The sequence below is a fragment of the Sphingomonas gellani genome (assembly GCF_900110035.1).
GTDB lineage: Bacteria > Pseudomonadota > Alphaproteobacteria > Sphingomonadales > Sphingomonadaceae > Sphingomonas > Sphingomonas gellani.
This window is the reverse complement of the sequence record NZ_FOCF01000004.1, coordinates 303,014-319,302: the sequence shown is the minus strand read 5'-3', so window position 1 is coordinate 319,302 and position 16,289 is coordinate 303,014. Positions and strand designations below refer to the sequence as shown.

General features: G+C 69.2%; 13 protein-coding genes and 1 pseudogene. 8 read left to right on the top strand and 6 right to left on the bottom strand.

Translation table 11 applies throughout. The features are described from left to right. Positions 1-8: 8 nt before the first annotated feature. The 4 genes from BMX37_RS10125 to BMX37_RS10110 all read right to left on the bottom strand — a co-directional run bounded on the left by BMX37_RS10125 (position 9) and on the right by BMX37_RS10110 (position 7,103). Complete coding sequence (locus BMX37_RS10125) at positions 9-2,390, bottom strand: TonB-dependent receptor (RefSeq protein ID WP_093665599.1); 2,382 nt, start codon at positions 2,388-2,390, stop codon at positions 9-11. A gap of 2 nt (positions 2,391-2,392) precedes the next feature. After that, complete coding sequence (locus BMX37_RS10120) at positions 2,393-3,328, bottom strand: FecR family protein (protein WP_093665598.1); 936 nt, start codon at positions 3,326-3,328, stop codon at positions 2,393-2,395. Continuing rightward, a complete protein-coding gene (locus tag BMX37_RS10115) occupies positions 3,325-3,828 on the bottom strand; it encodes an RNA polymerase sigma factor (RefSeq protein WP_093665597.1) in 504 nt (167 codons plus the stop codon). The genes BMX37_RS10120 and BMX37_RS10115 overlap by 4 nt, the downstream gene beginning before the upstream one ends. A gap of 134 nt (positions 3,829-3,962) precedes the next feature. Then, positions 3,963-7,103: an autotransporter outer membrane beta-barrel domain-containing protein gene (locus BMX37_RS10110; RefSeq protein ID WP_342027855.1), complete on the bottom strand. Its 3,141-nt coding sequence runs from the start codon at positions 7,101-7,103 to the stop codon at positions 3,963-3,965. Between the two features lie 117 nt (positions 7,104-7,220). On the opposite strand from BMX37_RS10110, the gene BMX37_RS10105 reads away from it, so the two are divergent. From BMX37_RS10105 to BMX37_RS10090, 5 genes are all read left to right on the top strand, one after another. After that, positions 7,221-7,640: a hypothetical protein gene (locus tag BMX37_RS10105; protein WP_244501517.1), complete on the top strand. Its 420-nt coding sequence runs from the start codon at positions 7,221-7,223 to the stop codon at positions 7,638-7,640. Between the two features lie 136 nt (positions 7,641-7,776). Then, positions 7,777-8,970 carry a PepSY-associated TM helix domain-containing protein gene (locus BMX37_RS10100; protein WP_170841920.1) on the top strand — a complete coding sequence of 398 codons (1,194 nt, stop codon included), beginning with the start codon at positions 7,777-7,779 and terminating at the stop codon, positions 8,968-8,970. A gap of 125 nt (positions 8,971-9,095) precedes the next feature. Continuing rightward, positions 9,096-10,148 carry an acyl-CoA dehydrogenase family protein gene (locus BMX37_RS18800; protein WP_170841919.1) on the top strand — a complete coding sequence of 351 codons (1,053 nt, stop codon included), beginning with the start codon at positions 9,096-9,098 and terminating at the stop codon, positions 10,146-10,148. 62 nt (positions 10,149-10,210) lie between these two features. After that, the gene (locus BMX37_RS18795) at positions 10,211-10,906 is read left to right on the top strand and encodes a PIG-L deacetylase family protein (RefSeq protein ID WP_170841918.1); all 696 of its coding nucleotides are present in this window, start codon (positions 10,211-10,213) and stop codon (positions 10,904-10,906) included. Continuing rightward, positions 10,896-11,477, top strand: a complete 582-nt coding sequence (locus tag BMX37_RS10090; protein WP_093665594.1) for a class I SAM-dependent DNA methyltransferase — start codon at positions 10,896-10,898, stop codon at positions 11,475-11,477. The genes BMX37_RS18795 and BMX37_RS10090 overlap by 11 nt, the downstream gene beginning before the upstream one ends. A 477-nt stretch (positions 11,478-11,954) precedes the next feature. On the opposite strand, the pseudogene BMX37_RS19495 reads toward BMX37_RS10090, so the two are convergent. Continuing rightward, positions 11,955-12,392 (bottom strand): annotated as a pseudogene (locus BMX37_RS19495) (glycosyltransferase family 2 protein); the annotation flags it as partial. A gap of 134 nt (positions 12,393-12,526) precedes the next feature. Between BMX37_RS19495 and hppD the strand changes: the two are divergent. From hppD to BMX37_RS10070, 3 genes are all read left to right on the top strand, one after another. After that, entirely contained in the window at positions 12,527-13,597 is a 1,071-nt protein-coding gene (gene hppD / locus BMX37_RS10080; RefSeq protein ID WP_093665592.1) for a 4-hydroxyphenylpyruvate dioxygenase, read from the top strand. Positions 13,598-13,725: 128 nt separating this feature from the next. Further along, a complete protein-coding gene (gene hmgA, locus BMX37_RS10075; protein WP_093665591.1) occupies positions 13,726-15,012 on the top strand; it encodes a homogentisate 1,2-dioxygenase in 1,287 nt (428 codons plus the stop codon). Beyond that, a complete protein-coding gene (locus BMX37_RS10070) occupies positions 15,009-15,404 on the top strand; it encodes a Rieske (2Fe-2S) protein (RefSeq protein ID WP_093665590.1) in 396 nt (131 codons plus the stop codon). Before hmgA ends, BMX37_RS10070 begins: the two co-directional genes overlap by 4 nt. Positions 15,405-15,424: 20 nt before the next feature. Here BMX37_RS10070 and BMX37_RS10065 read toward each other — a convergent pair whose 3' ends face one another. After that, complete coding sequence (locus BMX37_RS10065; protein WP_093665589.1) at positions 15,425-16,162, bottom strand: FadR/GntR family transcriptional regulator; 738 nt, start codon at positions 16,160-16,162, stop codon at positions 15,425-15,427. Positions 16,163-16,289: the final 127 nt, after the last annotated feature.

Genomic DNA, 16,289 nt, shown 5'->3' with positions numbered 1-16,289 from the left:
CGCGCCGTTCAGAACGCCGCGTCCAGGCCCACGCGCACCGTCCGGGGACGCAGGGGCGTCACCTGAGCGCGGCCGGTCGTGAACGGCGTGCCCAGCGCGAAGCGGTTGCCGCGCACATTGGCCAGGTTCGTGACGCCCATGCTGATGCCGAACGCGCCGAGCCCCAGACGTGCGGTGACGCCGCTGTCGAGATAGCTTCCCTGCGCCTGCCCCAGCGTCGGGCCGACGCCCAGCCGGGACTGGCCGACATAGCGGACCCAGCCATCGACCTTCATGTCCCTGCCCCCCGCCAACGGCCGCTGGTAGACTGCGCCGGCGCGGGCGGTGACGCGGGCGATGTTCGGAATCTGGCTCAGCCGGGCGGCAAGCTGCGCGCGCGCTGTCGCCGGGTCGGTCGCGAAGCTGCCGACCAGATCGAACAGCCGCACGGTCGATGGCTCGTCGATATGGCTGTCGTTGAACGAGGCGGCCGCCTCGATGCGCAGCGCCGGGGTCACTTGCGCGCCCAGCGTCGCCTCTATCGTCCATAGCTGGCCATCGCCGATATTGGCGGTACTCGGCAGGCCCGACCCGTCGATGAAATCCGCCTGGATGTCGCGCCAGGAGGTATGCGCCAGCGTCAGGGCTCCGTCGAAACGATTGGCACCCGCCCTGCCCCACCGCAGGCCAGCCTCGATGGTCGCGACCCGGTCGTTGCGGAAGCGTCGGACGAAATCGCCCTCGATCGCAAGGCCGCCGGGGCGAAAGCCCTGCTGGTAGCGCAGGAACATCTGCACGTCCCGCGTCAGGTCGATCAGCGCCGATGCGGACGGCAGGACGATCGTCTGCGCACGCTGCGCGGTCATTGCCGCCTGCACCGCGGTGATGCGCTGCACGATATCGGCCCCCTCGCCGTCGAGCACCGATCGGGTCACGCGCAGACCGGCGGTCGTCAACAGGCCGGGCAACAGCCGCACGCTGCCCTCGCCGTACAGGGTCGTCTCCGCGATCCCGTTGGTCACGCCCGTGGTCGGCTGCAAGGCACCCGGCGCACCGTACAGCCGTGTCAGGCGAGTGCGACTTTGGATGTAGCTGAACCCCGCCAGCCAGCCCGAACCGTCGGCGCGCGACGACCACAGCCGCGTCTCATTCGCCTGCATGCGCGTCCGATTGCCTTGCGCGAACACCCGTATCGGCTGGTCCGGCGCGGTCGCGTCGTACCGCTCCATCAGGTCGTGCGCGGTGACGCCGCTGGTCGAGCGGAAGCGCACGTCGCCGAACGCCCCGGCAAGAACCAGTTGCGCCTGTCCGAAATCGGCCGAGAAGCCCTCCGTGACGGGCGCGGAGCGCGTGAGCGGGCGACCGTCACGGTCGGCATATTGGCTGTCGGCCCCCCGGATGCGCTGACCGATGCCGATCAGCTCGGCACTCCAGCCCGACGCGAGGTCGAGATGGGCGGCGACGCGCCCCCCTTCGATGCGGGTCCGGTTGACGTCCGTCCGGTCGAGCAAAGGCTTGTCGATATAACCGCCCTCGCTCGCGGCGTTGGCGACGATGCGGATGGCGAGGCGATCGCGGATGACGGGCATGTTCGCCACCAGCTGCGTATCCGCACCCGGAGCACCATGTTGCGTGGCCGATCCGCCGAGCATGGCCGAACCGCTGAAGCGCGAGGGGTCGGGGGCATTGGGCACCAGACGGATCAGGCCACCGAGCGAACCGGCACCGTACAGCGTGCCCTGCGGCCCCTCCAGCACCTCCACCGCGGCCAGATCGGACAGGCGCAAGTCGGGATCGGGCGCATTGTAGCTGAGCCGCAAATCCCCGAAATACTGGCCGACCGTCGCCTGGGTCGGGCCGGTGAAGCTGGAATCGGCGATGCCGCGAATGAACAGCTTGTTGCGGCCCGCCCCCAGATAGGTGGACGCGACGCTGGTCAGCCGGTCGGCGAGCCGCTCGGTCCCGCCGGCGCCGCCAAAGGTCAGATCGGCCCCGGCCACGCGCGCGAACTGGCCGGCGAAATGGCCGCGCGTGGTGTCGCGCTTGCTGGCGGTGACGACCACGTCGGGGCCGGTCTGCGGCTGCGGCGCCTGCTCCGTGCGGATCGGCCTCTGTACATCCCGGCGCTTGGGTCGCGGCACCAGGCGCCAGCTGCCCGGCCCCAGATCCTCGACCCGCGCGTCCGCGTGCCGCGCGATAAGGGCTATGGCTGCGGCAGCGCGCATGCGTCCTCGCAGCGCCGGCACGCGCCGGGACCATAGTCGCGGATCGGGCACGACGATGCTGATCCGCGCCACGCGGCCGAGCGCCATCACCTGCTGACCGACACTGCCCGCGGGAAGGTCGACGCTCAGCGTTTCGGCAGCCGCAGGTGCCGCCATCAGGAGTGCCGCGACGGCGCCCCCCACCATCCTCACCGGCGCGGCTCCAGCGTCCAGCCCTCCGCATCCTGTCGCACGGTCACATCGAGCAGCGTGCCGAGCAGCGCCGGCTTCCGTCCGACCGTCGCCATGTCGAGCGTGCCGCGGAATTTTCGGCGGGCTAGCGACGGAGCCACCGCGACCCGCCGGCCCAGCTGCCGCGACAGATCGGCCGCGACCTCCGCCAGCGGGGCGTCGTCATAGGCAAGTCGCCCCTGACGCCATCCGCCGATATCGGCCGTCGCCACGGTGCGCCGCTCCAGCGTCGTTCCCTCCGCGACCATCGCCTGCCCCGGCCCCAGCCGCATCGCGGCACCGTCGGGATCAACCATCACGGCCCCCTCCGCCACCGCCACCTGGGTGTGGCCGGCGGCCGTCTTCACGTCGAACACCGTGCCGAGGTCGACGACCTTCAGCCCGGCGACCTGCACGGCGAAGGGGCGATCGGCATCGTGACGGACCCCGAACAGCATCTCGCCGCGCTCGACCGTGGCCACCCGCGCATCGCGGCGGTCCAGCCGCACCGTCGACGCGCCGGCCAGCGCGATGCTGCTGCCGTCCTGCAGAGCTACGACGCGCTGTTCGCCGGGCGCGGTGCGGACCGTATAGGGCTGCGGCATCTGGGTCCACACGCCCAGCCCGACCGCGCCGGTCACGGCCGCCGCGATCGCGCCGCCGATCCACCGCCGCCGCGAGGGTCGCGCGACGATCGGGGACGGCACCGCAAGCATCGGGGCCGCTGGTGCCGGCACCGCCTCCCGCGTCATCGCCGCCGCCGCATCGTCCAGCATCGCGACTGCGCGGTCGTAGCGGTCGGAGCGGCCGGCATCGCCCTCCAGCCACGCGACGAACGCGTCCCAATCGGCGTCCGGTTCCGCCATGCGGATCGCCCAACCGAGCGCCTCGTCATCGATATGCCGGTCGGTCATCGCATCCGTTCCTTCAGATCCGCGAGCGCACGGGCGGCGAGGCGCAGGTCGCTTTCGACCGTGCTGACGCTGATCCCCAGTTCCGCCGCGATCTGCCGCTGCGTCACGCCATCCATCCGGGCGCGGCGGAAGATCGTCTCTACCCTCGTTCCCAGCGTCGCCAGTGTTTCCGTAACCCGCGCCGCCTCCTGCCGTGCCGCGATCACACGCTCGGCAGGTGGTTCGGTGTCCCCCTGCCCCTCGCTCCAGTCATGGTCGCGCCGCTCCGCCTGCCGACGCGCGCGATATCGGTCGATCATCAGCATGTCGGCGGCGCGGAACAGATAAGCGACCGGGTTGCCGATCGGGCCATCCATCCGCCCCGACACCTTGATCCACAAATCCTGCACCAGATCCTCGGCCGCATCCCCTGCACCGCGCGCGGCGAGGAAGCGGAGCAGCTTGTCCCGATTGGCGAGGAAGACGGCCTCGATCCCTGTGGGAGATCCGGGGGGCGGCATGACGTTGACCGGTCGCAAGGGGTGGATGGCCAGCCGTCTAGCCGAACCGTCATCAAGAAAGAAGGAGCTCCACCGTGGGGACGGTGGAGCTCCCGTAGTGCACGCGTGCGGGGGGTGACGCACGGGTGCTTCGCCTAAAAGGCGAACTGAAGGGCGGCGCGCGCGGAAAGCGCCACATCGCCAAGGCGTTGTTCGGCGCCGACCTCTCCGCTCAGGCGGATCTCGGTGGTGCCGGTGATCGCGCGCACGCGGCCGGTCCAGCCGCTGTCGCGCTTTTCGGGATCGAGCGTGAAGGCGGCGCCGCTGCCGAAGCTGGCCGTGGTACGGCCCAGCGCGCCCGCGATATGCTCGCGGCGGCCGCCCTCCACCTCGATCCGGCTCCACTGGTCGTACCGGTGAGCCCCGCCGAAGTTGATGCCGGCGGCCAGGCTGGCGGTCAGGGCCAGTTCGTCGCTGCTCCGCTTGCGCACCGTTAGGTCGTATGCGTTGCCGCCGCCGGTTTCGCGATAGGCGTCCTCGTTAAGCTTGTAATAGTCGATCGCCAGGACCGGGCGCAGGCTGAACTGCCCGACCGCCTGTTCGTAGGAGACGGCGGCCGACCCGGAATACAGCATGCCGTCCCAATCGGCATCGGCGCGACGCTGCACCGCCTCCGTGCCCAGCACGCCATCGAACTGGCGGACGCTGTCGAACGACACGAACGCCGCCGCCCCGCGCACCTGCGCCGCCAGCCCGCCCCAGTGCCCGCGCCAGAACCCCGCAACCTCATATTGCTTGTGCTTGATGCGGTTGACCGCCAGCCCCTCCTTGTCGCGGCCACTGAGATAGGCGAGCGAGACGCCGAAATTGCCGATGTCGGTCTTGCGCTCCAACCCGCTGCTCAGGCCCCAGCCGCGCACGTCGTAGCTGGTCGTGCGCCGTTCGTCCTTCGACGCATCCCATCCGACCGGGCTGAGCCAGAAGCCCCAGCTGCCTTCTTCGGAATAGCTGCCCGCCGGCTCTCGCAATTGCGAGGCCGCCGCGCGGGAGGCCAGGGTGACGCTTTCGAACAGGCCGCCAGAATAGTTGGGCAGCATCTGGTCAATCGCCGCGCGGAAAGCGACGCCGTCATAGATGCCGCGGATCGCGGAGGCGAGCTTCGCGTCGCTGCCGATCGCCGTGTCGACCGCATCGAACGCGCTGGTCGCCGCGGCATTGAGGCCCAGCTCCGTCTTCGCCTTGCGGATCACGTCCACCGCGATCTCGTTCGGCGCCGCCGCCACGATCGCCCCCTTGTAGAGGAAGGGAACGGCGGTGTTGGACAGGGTCAGGTTCTGGCCGCCCGTCAGCGTGCCGGAGCGCAGCACGACATAGCGCCCCGTGACGTCCGCGCCCCCGGCCACGCGCAGGGCCAACTGGCTGCCCGCCCCGATCGTGGTCGCGCCGTTGACCTGGATCAGGTTGGCCGTCGGGTTCGCCTTGTCCAGCGCGACGGACAGGATCGATTGGTCGCCCAGCGCGAGCGAGCCGATCGTGGCGCCCCCGCTAACCGCGAATGTGCCGCCGCCGGGAGCGACCGTCACGGCCAGGTTCTGGGCGTTGATCAGGCGGCCGGCGAACACGCCCTTGCCGCTGATCGCAAGCGTATCCGCGCCGCCGCCGGCGAAATCGGCCGTTCCGTTGAAGCTCGCGGTGCCACCGATCGCGATCGTGTCGGCGCCGCCGCCAAAGGTCGCGGTGCCGCCGAAGGTGCTCGCGCCGCTCATGTCGAGCCGGTTGTCGCCCGCCCCGAACGCCACGTCACCGCCGATCGATCCGGCCGCCACATCCAGCCGGTCGCTGCCGGTGCCGAAGCGGATTGCGCCGGTGATCGTCGGTGCCGCGCCGGCGCTGGGGGCGGTCTGGCGCACCACCGCACCGCTGGTGTTCGCCGACAGGTCGATTGCAATGGAGCGCGCCGCATCGGCCCCGGCCGCCGCGATGGTCCCGCTGTTCTCGATCAGCGTCAGGCCCCCGGTGCGGTCGACGATCGCCGCCGCACCGGCGCCCGTCGCGGCCGCGCGGATCGTCCCGGTGTTGCGGATCGTCGGCACCGATGCGCCTGTGTCGATCAGCACCGCCACCGACTGCGTCGTCGCCATGCCGCCGCCGGTGGCGCTGACCGTGCCGCCCATCCTCAATTCCGGCGTGGTGGCACCAGCCCCGAAGCGGATCGCCGTTGCGGAAGCGGCGTTGGCGACCGCCTGCACGGTGCCGCCGACCGACACGCCGCCCGCGATCGTCACCCGGCCGCCCAAGCCACCGATCGCCAGCCCCGTTGCGGCGACCCCGCTATAGACGGCGCTGCCCGTGACCCGGCCGTTGATGGCCAGCCCCGTCGCGGGGTTGCTGCCGCTGACCGCACCGATCGCCACCGCCCGGTCGGCGGCCCCGATCTGGAACGCCGGAGCGGCGCCATAGGTGATGACATCGCCCAGCTTGTCGGTCGCGCCCGACAGGGTGATCCCGCCGGCCACGTTCCCTGCCACGATCAGCGCGGAGCCGCCTTGCAACAGGTCGTCCGCATCCAGCTTCGACGGATCGGCCGGCATGGTGGTGTAGCGATAACCGGTCGAGCCGATCAGCCCCTCCACCACCAGCGCGCCGCCGACATCGCCGTCCAGTCTTGCGCCGACCGCGTCGCGTCCAACCGCGCTGATGCTGCCACCCAGCGTGACGGTGCCACTCACCGGAGCGAGGCGTACGCCCACCGTGCGGTCGCCCAGCACGCTGATCTTGCCGGAGTTGGAGACCGTGCCGGTCAGCGGCCCGCCCAGATAGATGCCGGCGGAATCGTTGCCCTTCACCGTTATCTCGCCACTGTTCGCGATCGCGCCGGTGAAGGCGCCGGCCGTGCGGATGCCGGTGCGCCCGCTGCCCTGCGCGAACGGGCCGTCCAGGTCGCCGTCCTTGTCGGCGTCGGTCGGCGCATAGGTTTCGTCGACGATGATCTTGCCGCTGTTGGTGATGCCGCCGCTCACCCCCGCCTGGACCAGGATGCCGGTCGCGTTGTTCGAGTCGGTGACCTGGATCGTGCCGCCATTGGTGACGCTGTTGTTGCTGTCGATGGTCACCGCCGGGCCGGACGTCGGCACGATGCTGCCCGCCGCGACGATGCTGATATTGTCGGCGGCGCCGTTCTTGACGGTGGAGGTACGCACGGCGGCGGTCCGCTTCGTGTCGATAACCGTCTGCGCGGAGGCTGCGGCCGTCATGGCGAGCGTGGCGGATGACGCGAGAAGCACACGGTACAGCAATTCGATCCCCTTCGGATGTCTTCTGACACCCAGACGGAGCCGACGAACGAATGCCTTGATGCCCTCAGATTAAAGGCTCCCGGTGCCTTTGATCACCGGGTGACAGAGCGCGGGATCGTGGGTAGGCACCGGCGCGTGCAGGCGATCCGGCACCTTTTCGCGCAACGCCAGCTGACGGTGCTGATCTGCGCCGCGACACTGCTGCTGAAGCTGTTGGTGCCGACCGGTTACATGATCGCAACCGATCATGGCCGCATCGCCATGACGGTCTGTTCGGGCATGGCGCCTGCTGAGGACGCGGCGAGCATGCATGGCGGCATGCCCGATCACGATCGACCGCGCGGCCATGACAAGCCGGATATGCCCTGCGCCTTTGCCGGGCTGTCTGCGGCGGCGCTGGATGCAGTCGATCCCATTCAGCTGGTCGCGTTCCTTGCCTTTGTCATGGCCATCGCGCTTCACGGCGCCCCGCTGCCGGCACCGGTCGGCCGAACGCATCTTCGCCCACCCCTGCGCGGGCCGCCGGCGACGCACTGACCCGTCCTTCCGTGCCGATCCGCTCGGCGCGGCCATGAACACGGGCCCGTGCGTGTCGCGCACCGGGCCGGCGCGAGTTCCGTCGATGGTCCAAGTCCAATCCCGCGAGGCCGCAGCAGGCCCCCTGCCGATAACGGTGCGTGCGGATATCCCTCGCACACGAAACCAGTCCGAAGATCGAGCGGCACTCACCGCCAATCTACACGCGCCCTCGCGCTCCGCCGCTTCTCGTACGCGCATCCTCCTGCGGCGCCTGCACCTGTGCCTCGGGCTCAGCCTGGGACTGCTGTTCGCGCTGCTCGGCGCGACGGGATCGATGCTGGTGTTCTACACCGACATCGACGCGGCGCTGCACCCCGCCGTCCATTCGGACCATGCCGGTTCTACGCCCGACCTGCGCTCGCCCGCATGGGACCGCGCGCTGGCGACGGGCCGCGCGCGCTGGCACGATGCCGGCGGCAAGTGGTCGTTCGAGGTGACCAATGCCGGCGAACCGATCCAGGCCCGCTACTACCCCGCGCCCGGCCATCGGGGTGAGCGGGAGATGGTGTGGTTCTCCCCCGACGGGTCCCGCATCCTGCGCGCGGAACCCTGGGGCGGCTATCTGATGAGCTGGATCTACGAACTGCACATGCAGTTGCTCGCCGGGGCGGCGGGGGAACAGGTGGTCGGCTGGTCAGGCGTCGCAATGATGTTCCTGCTCGTCAGCGGCATGGCGGCGTGGTGGCCGCGCGGCACCTGGCGCAAGGCGATCGCGGTCAAGCGCGGTGCCGCGCCGATCCGCCGCATCCGCGACCTGCACAAGCTGTCCGGCCTGGCAAGCTTCGGGCTCCTCCTCGTGCTGGTCGCCACGGGAGTCCTGCTGGCGCTGCCACCCGTGACGCAGGCGCTGTTCAGGCCCACCGCCATTCCCGACCCGAAGCCGATCGTCCACCGCGCCGAACCGATCGACATCGTTCACGCGCTGGCCGTCGCGCAACGCGCGATGCCCGACGGCCGGCTGCGTTTCTTCGACATGCCAAGCGCTCCCGATGCGCCGATCAGGGCGCGGTTCCAGGTGCCCGGCGATCCGCACCGACGTTTTCCAGGCAGCTATGTGTTCATCGACCGGTTCTCCGCCAAGATACTGGCGGTGCATGATGTGCGGAACGGCAATACGGGCACACAGTGGGTCAGCTGGGTGCGCCCGCTGCATGACGGGTCGGTCTGCGGGCTGGCGACGCGCATGCTGGCGGTGCTGATAGGCCTGACGCCCGCGTTTCTGTTCGGCAGCGGCCTGCTCCACTGGCTGCGCCGGCGCTCCGCCGCCCGTGCGGCGCGCGGGGCCTGATCGAAACTGATGCGTTAGCTGGCGGCCGCTGGAACCATGGTGGCTGTCGACGCGCTCAACGACCATACACAGGGGGGAGCCAAGCATTGCTGACAACGACCGGCGGATCAGGAGCCGACGCGACGGTGCACAGGATCCGAGCGCTGGCCCGCGAATGGGACCGGCAGAATGGCCCGGAAACCTTCCCGCAGGAGCGTCTGGCCGCGCTGGGCGACGCCGGCGCACTGTCCGCCTTTGCCACAATCGAGGATGAAGACGCGGTGGATCGCCTGCGCACCGCATTGCGGCTGGTGGGCGGCGCGGACCTGAGCCTGGGTCGCGTGTTCGAGGGGCACGTCAACGCGATCCAGCTGGTTCGTTGCTATGGCGACGACGAACAACGGCAAGCGTTGGAACGATCCCTGGCGGATGGCCTGACCTATGGCGTGTGGAACACCGAACCGCAGCCGGGCATGACCTTGCAAGCGGCGTCCGGCGGATACCGCCTGACCGGCGCGAAAAGCTTCGCCACGGGCGCTGGGCATCTCGACCGCGCGTTGATCACGGCGCGAGACGGCACGAGGCGCAAGCGCATGGTGCTGGTCGACATCGCGGCAGAGCCTGCCCGCGCCGACAACACGGCGTGGCAGGTGCGCGGGATGCGTGGCACGATGAGCGGGATCTATGATTTCGACGGCATCGCCATCGGCGCGGAGGCGCTGATCGGCGGCCCGGACGATTACGAGCGGGAGCCGCGCTTTTCGGCGGGCGCATGGCGCTTCACGGCTGTGCAGCTTGGCGCGGCGGAGGCGTTGATGCGCCATTGGCGGGACCATCTGGTCGCCACGGCCAAGGGCGACGACCCGATCCAGCGAGCACGCTTCGGGCGGTCCGTCGCCGCCACGCGATCGGCCGGCCAATGGGTCGCGCGTGCCGCCCACCTGGCGGAAGCGGCCCGGCCGGAGGCGATCGCGCATGTGCTGATGACTCGTGGCATCGTCGAGGACGCGGCCTTGCAGGCGATGGAGGGCGCAGCGCGGGCGATCGGAACCGCGTCCTTTTTCGATGGCAGCCGCGTCGACCGGATCACCCGCGACCTGGGCCTTTATCTGCGCCAGCCGGTACCCGACCAGGCCCGCGACCGTGCGGCGGCCGCGTGGTTGGAGGGCGACTGCTGGGGCGACGATCCGTGGTGGTGAGCCCGGAACGGTTGAACACGGGGCGGAGCAGTTGGGGACGGTTGTTGCGCCGCGCGCAGCCGATGGCGGCTGGGTCTGCGGCCCGGTCCGGCGGATGGCTGGTGCTGGCACCGCATCCCGACGACGAGACGCTGGGCGCCGGCGGGCTGATCGCGGGGCTGTGTGCCGCACGCGCGGACGTCACGGTCGCGTTCCTGACCGACGGGTCGGGCAGCCATGTCGGTGCGCCGAACTGGTCACCCGCCCGGATCGCCCGCGTTCGTGCGGCGGAGGCCGGTGCGGCGCTTCGGACGCTGGGTCTGGACAGACCGGCAGTCGAGCTGGGCTGGTCCGATGCCTCGCCCTTTACCCCCGACAGTCCCGAGTTCGAACGGACCGTTCGCCGTCTGGTCGCGCTGTGCCGCCGTCGCCGCATCCGCCAGGTGGTGGCGAGTTGGCAGGGCGATCCGCATTGCGACCACGAAGCGGCGGCATGGCTGGCGGAGGTGGTGGCGCGGCGTCTGCGTACCCGGCCGCTCTTCTATGCGGTGTGGGGCTGGACGGTGAAGGACCTGGATCGGCGCCTGTCTGGCGTACGCGTCCATGCGCTGCCCGCGACCCGGTGGCGCGGCGTGCAGCGCGTTGCGCTCGAGAAGCATCGCACGCAGCTCGGCGGCCGGATCACCGGGGCGGAACAACACTTCGTTCTGCCCCGCCCGATGAGGCGGCTGGTGGACGCCACGCATACCCTTTTGCTGGAGCTACGCGATGCGGCGTGAACGATCGATCGACTCGGATTATTTCGAGGACCTGTACCGCGAAAAGGGCGACCCCTGGGAGTTCGAGACCAGTCCCTATGAACGCGCGAAATACGACCACACGCTGGCCGCCCTGCCGCGCGACCGCTTCGCGTCGGTGCTGGAGGTGGGGTGCGCGAACGGCGTCCTGACCGAGCGCCTGGCACCACGCTGCGACCGCCTGCTCGCCGTCGACGTATCGGACACGGCGCTGGCCGCCGCGCGGAGACGCTGCGCCGCGCTGCCCCAGGTTTCCGTGGAAAAGCGGCGCCTGCCCGAAGAAGCGCCGGAGGGTTCGTTCGACCTCGTGCTGTTGTCGGAGGTGGTTTATTACTGGGACGATGCCGACCTGGATCGGATGGCGCGCTATTTGCGCACGGCCGTGCCGTCAGGCGGCCACCTGCTGCTGGTCCACTGGACGGGGGAGACCGACTATCCCAAGTCCGGGGACGACGCCGTCGCCACACTCCGACACCTGCTGGACCGGGCGGTCGAGATCGTCGCGGAGGAGCGGCGGGATCGCTATCGGCTGGACCTGTGGCGCCGCGCGTGAACGGCGCGCGCGGATCGTCGCGCCAGCGGTCGCGACCGCGGTCGGCAGGGTGCGAAAGCTGAGCTGATCGGCCGGCACCGCGTTTTCGGGGTCCAGCGCGGCGGGAAATGCATAGGTTTCGTGCAACGGCTCGCCCTCGTCCTGCGCGATCCAGCGGGCGAACGCATCCGCCATCCCTCCGGGCGCGCGCCCCTCCAGCCGGCTGGACGTGAACACCCGCACGTCCAGAGGATGACGCACCTGCCCGCCCGCCGCCCGCACCGCCGCGAACAGGGCACGGTCCTCGGCCAGCGAGGGTGTCGGCGCGCCGCCGATGCGCCGATACAGGTCCAGGGTCAGCGCGATGCTCGCCCCCCCTTCGTAGAAATGCCGGGGCCAGGGATCATGGGCCTCCGGCGTCATGTCGGCGCGCAGCCAGTCGAGCGCGGTGTAATAGCGGCCCAGCATGTTCAGCCGTCCGGCCGCCCGCTTACCCAGGCTGGCGCGGTCGGCACGGCGGGTCAGGGCGCGACCCGCGACGGCGTCCGCCCCGGCATCGCAATGCGCCAGCATCCGCACGATCCAATCGGGCGCGACGCAAGTATCTGCGTCCGTGGAAGCGAGGATGTCGCCCGGCTGCACCAGCAGGTCCGCCGCCGCATCGAATGCGAGCCGCCGCGCCCAGCCGGCGTGTCGCGCGCCCGGCAGCAGCGACACCGCACGCCAATCAAGCCGCGCATGTCGCAGGCGCGCGGCTCGCAAGGTGCCCACCGTGCCATCGGTGCAGTTGTTGGCCAGCACGACCACCGTCACCGGGCCGCCGTAAAACGCCGCCGCAGCATCGAGGGCCGTGAGGCAGGCGGGCAAACACCCCTCCTCGTCCTTGGCCGGCAGCGCGATCGCGACATGGCGTATCGAAGAAGAATGCGTTGTCATGAAAGGGCTTAACCCTCCGCCGCCCCGCGACGTTCCGCAGCGACCGCCACCATTGCGGCAGAGTAGTATCCATTGACACCAGATCGTCCGAGCCGCACATTGGTATCAATAGTTACCACAGGAGCCGTGTCGGCATGGAACACATGGACGTCAACCCGATGGGCCTGGCCGGATTCGAGTTCTGCGAATTCACCTCGCCCGATCCCGACCGCCTCGTCACCTTGTTCGAGCAGATGGGCTTCGTGCCGACGCATCGGCATCCGGAGCGGAACATCACGCGGTACAAGCAGGGTCGCATCAACCTGTTGCTGAACCGCGAGGACAGCGGCCAGGCGGCGGCCTTTCGCGCGGAGCATGGCCCGTCCGCGAACGGCATGGCGTTCCGTGTCGCTGACGCGCAGGAGGCCTTCGACGCGGCTCTCGCACGCGGTGCGCCGGCCGGCGATCCCGCGACCGGCGCGCTGGGCACGGGCAGCCATGTGCTTCAGGGGATCGGCGGATCGAACCTATATCTGATCGACCAGCATGGCGACTCCGGCACGCTGTACGACACCTGGGACGAGATCGCCGGCTGGCAGGATGCTGAAGCGGCGAACAATGTCGGCCTCGACCTGCTCGACCATTTGACCCACAATGTCCGGCGCGGGCAGATGCGGGTCTGGTCGCAATTCTACAACCAGATCTTCGGTTTCGAGGAACAGAAGTATTTCGACATCAAGGGCAAGGCGACCGGCCTGTTCAGCCAGGCGATGATCGCGCCTGACAAGGCGATTCGCATCCCCTTGAACGAAAGCCAGGACGACAAGAGCCAGATCGAGGAGTTCATCCGCGATTACAACGGCGAGGGCATCCAGCACCTCGCCTTCACGACCGACGATATCTTCGCCACCGTGGAAAAGCTGCGCGAGCGCGGCGTGCGGTTGCAGGACACGATCGAGACCTATTACGAACTGGTCGACAAGCGCGTGCCCGGCCATGGCGAGGATATGGAACGGCTCCGCCGCAACCGTATCCTGATCGACGGCAATGTCGGTGACGAGGGCATCCTGCTGCAGATCTTCACCGACACGATGGTCGGCCCGATCTTTTTCGAAATCATCCAGCGCAAGGGCAATCAGGGCTTCGGCAACGGCAACTTCCAGGCGCTGTACGAAAGCATTGAACTGGATCAGATCAGACGCGGCGTCATCACGGTGGATGCGTAAGCTCCGCCGAATGCCGTGCGACGGCACGGCGCCCCGCCCGGACGGCATGAGCGAAGCCGGGGCACAGGACCCGGCTTTGCCGGGACCGACGCGCCGGGTTCACCGGCGGTGACGGACAGGATATCCCGATGACCAACTACCTCCCCGGCTTCGCCAACCATCATGCGACGGAAGCGGTGTCCGGCGCGCTGCCGATCGGCCGCAATAGCCCGCAAAAGGTGCCTTTCGGCCTGTATGCCGAACAGCTGTCCGGCACCGCCTTCACCGCACCGCGATCCGAGAACCGGCGGGCGTGGCTGTATCGTTTGCGCCCGACCGCCAACCACGCGCCCTTCACGGCGTACTCTGGCGGCAAGCTGGTCCGGTCGGGACCGTTCGACGAGGTACCCCCCTCTCCCAACCGACTGCGCTGGGACCCGCTGCCGATGCCGGCAAAGCCGACCGACTGGCTCGACGGGCTGGTCACCTATGGCGGCGGGGGCGACGTGGGGGCGCAGACCGGCGTGGGCATACACCTGTATGCGGCGAACCGGTCGATGGAGCGCGCCTTCTTCTCGTCCGATGGAGAGATGCTGATCGTGCCCGAGCGCGGTCGGCTGGTGATCGACACGGAAATGGGACGCATCGAGGTGGCGCCGCTACAGATCGCGTTGATCCCGCGCGGCGTGAGGTTCCGGGTCGCGCTGCCCGATGGCGAGGCGCGTGGCTATGTGTGCGAGAATTACGGCGCGCTGTTCCGTCTGCCGGACCTGGGGCCGATCGGCGCGAACGGCCTAGCCAACCCCCGCGATTTCGAGACACCGGTCGCCTGGTTCGAGGATGACGACCGCCCCGTTCAGGTGGTGCAGAAGTTCGGCGGCGGACTGTGGGAGACTCAGCTCGACCACTCGCCGTTCGACGTGGTCGCCTGGCACGGCAACCTTGCCCCGTGCCGATACGACCTGACCCGGTTCAACACGATCAACACGGTCAGTTTCGATCATCCGGACCCGTCGATCTTCACCGTCCTGACCAGCCCCAGCGACACGCCGGGCACCGCCAATTGCGATTTCGTGATCTTCCCACCGCGCTGGATGGTGGCGGAGGACACGTTCCGGCCGCCCTGGTTCCACCGCAACGTCATGAGCGAGTTCATGGGGCTGATCCAGGGCGCCTATGACGCGAAGGAAGGCGGCTTCGCGCCCGGCGGCGCCTCGTTGCACAACCAGATGAACGGCCATGGGCCCGATCAAGCGAGCTACGAAAAGGCCGTGGCGGCGGAGTTGAAGCCGCAGAAGGTCGACAACACCATGGCCTTCATGTTCGAAACTAGGCTGCCCGTCCGCCCGACACGCTGGGCCAGCGAGACGCCGACAGCCCAGCTAGACTATGACGATGTCTGGAGCGGCTTCGCCAAGGCGCGCCTGCCGGAATGAGCGACGGGCCCATCCCCGACGCGGGCGAGCGACTGACCTCCACGCCCGCCGGTGTTCGGCTCGCGACACTTGAAAGCCTGACGGACGGGGCCGCACGCAATTTCGTGCTGCAGATGCGCGCCGGGCGCTTCCATGGCTTCGTCGTTCGGCGCGGGGAGCGGGTGTGGGGGTATGTGGATCGGTGCCCGCACATGGGCCTGCCGCTGGCGCAGGTGCTCGACGAGTATCTCACCCCGGACGGACAGCTGATCGCGTGCAGCTGGCACTCCGCGCTGTTCGAGGTGGAGGACGGCCGATGCGTCGGCGGCCCGTGCAGTGGTCAGCGGCTGACGACATGGCCGGTGGCCGTGGTGGACGGGATCGTGGTGACGGCGGACGCGGCATCGGCCTGACACCCTGCCCCACGGCGCCTTCAGCTGCGTTCGCGTTCCACCTGATCGATCAGGTCGATGACGTCCTGGATCAACCCGCGCATCGCCTCTCTCGCGCTGGCCGCGTCGCCGGACGCGATGGCGTTCGCCACGGCTTCATGATCGCGGATGCTGGCCGAATGCCCTTTCATCCGGTTGGTGAAGCGGATCGACGTCCTGAGCGCCGTCGATACGACATCGCGGAACTGGGCGTAGAACGGGTTCTTGGACCCATGCAGCACCGCCACGTGAAAGGCGATGTCCGCGTCCAGCGTGTCCTCATGCCCCAGCTCCGCCTCCCTCATCCGGCGAAGGCCGTCGGCGATGGCGGTCCGATCCGCCTCGCCGGCGAAGCACGCGGCGAGCGCCGCCGCCTCCGGCTCGATCGCGACACGCAACTGGCTGAACTGGCGCAGCAGGTCGATCGAGAACTTCCGCTCCAACAGCCAGCGCAGCACGTCGGGATCGAACAGGTTCCACGAACTGGCCGGCTGCACCACGGTGCCCTGTCGTGGCCGGGCGCTGAGCAGCCCCTTCGCGGTCAGCATCTTCACCGCCTCACGCGTGACGGATCGGCTGACGCCGTTCTGCTTGGCCAGTTCCGCCTCGGTGGGGAACCCGACCGTTTCATACTCGCCGATGACGATGGCGCGACCCAACGCGTCGAGCATGCCATAGGTCAGGTTGCGACCAAACGCCGGTCGGTCCGCGGCATGGCTGTTCGAAACGGGCAACGGCATGACCCCAGTGTGACCCGGCCCTGCCCGCCTGTCACGCCAAATTCATGTCGCGGCTGGACAGTTATTTTAAATCATATAAATCCAGAGGCTCGGCCAGCGACCGTGCGGTGATCCGTCCGCCTGACCG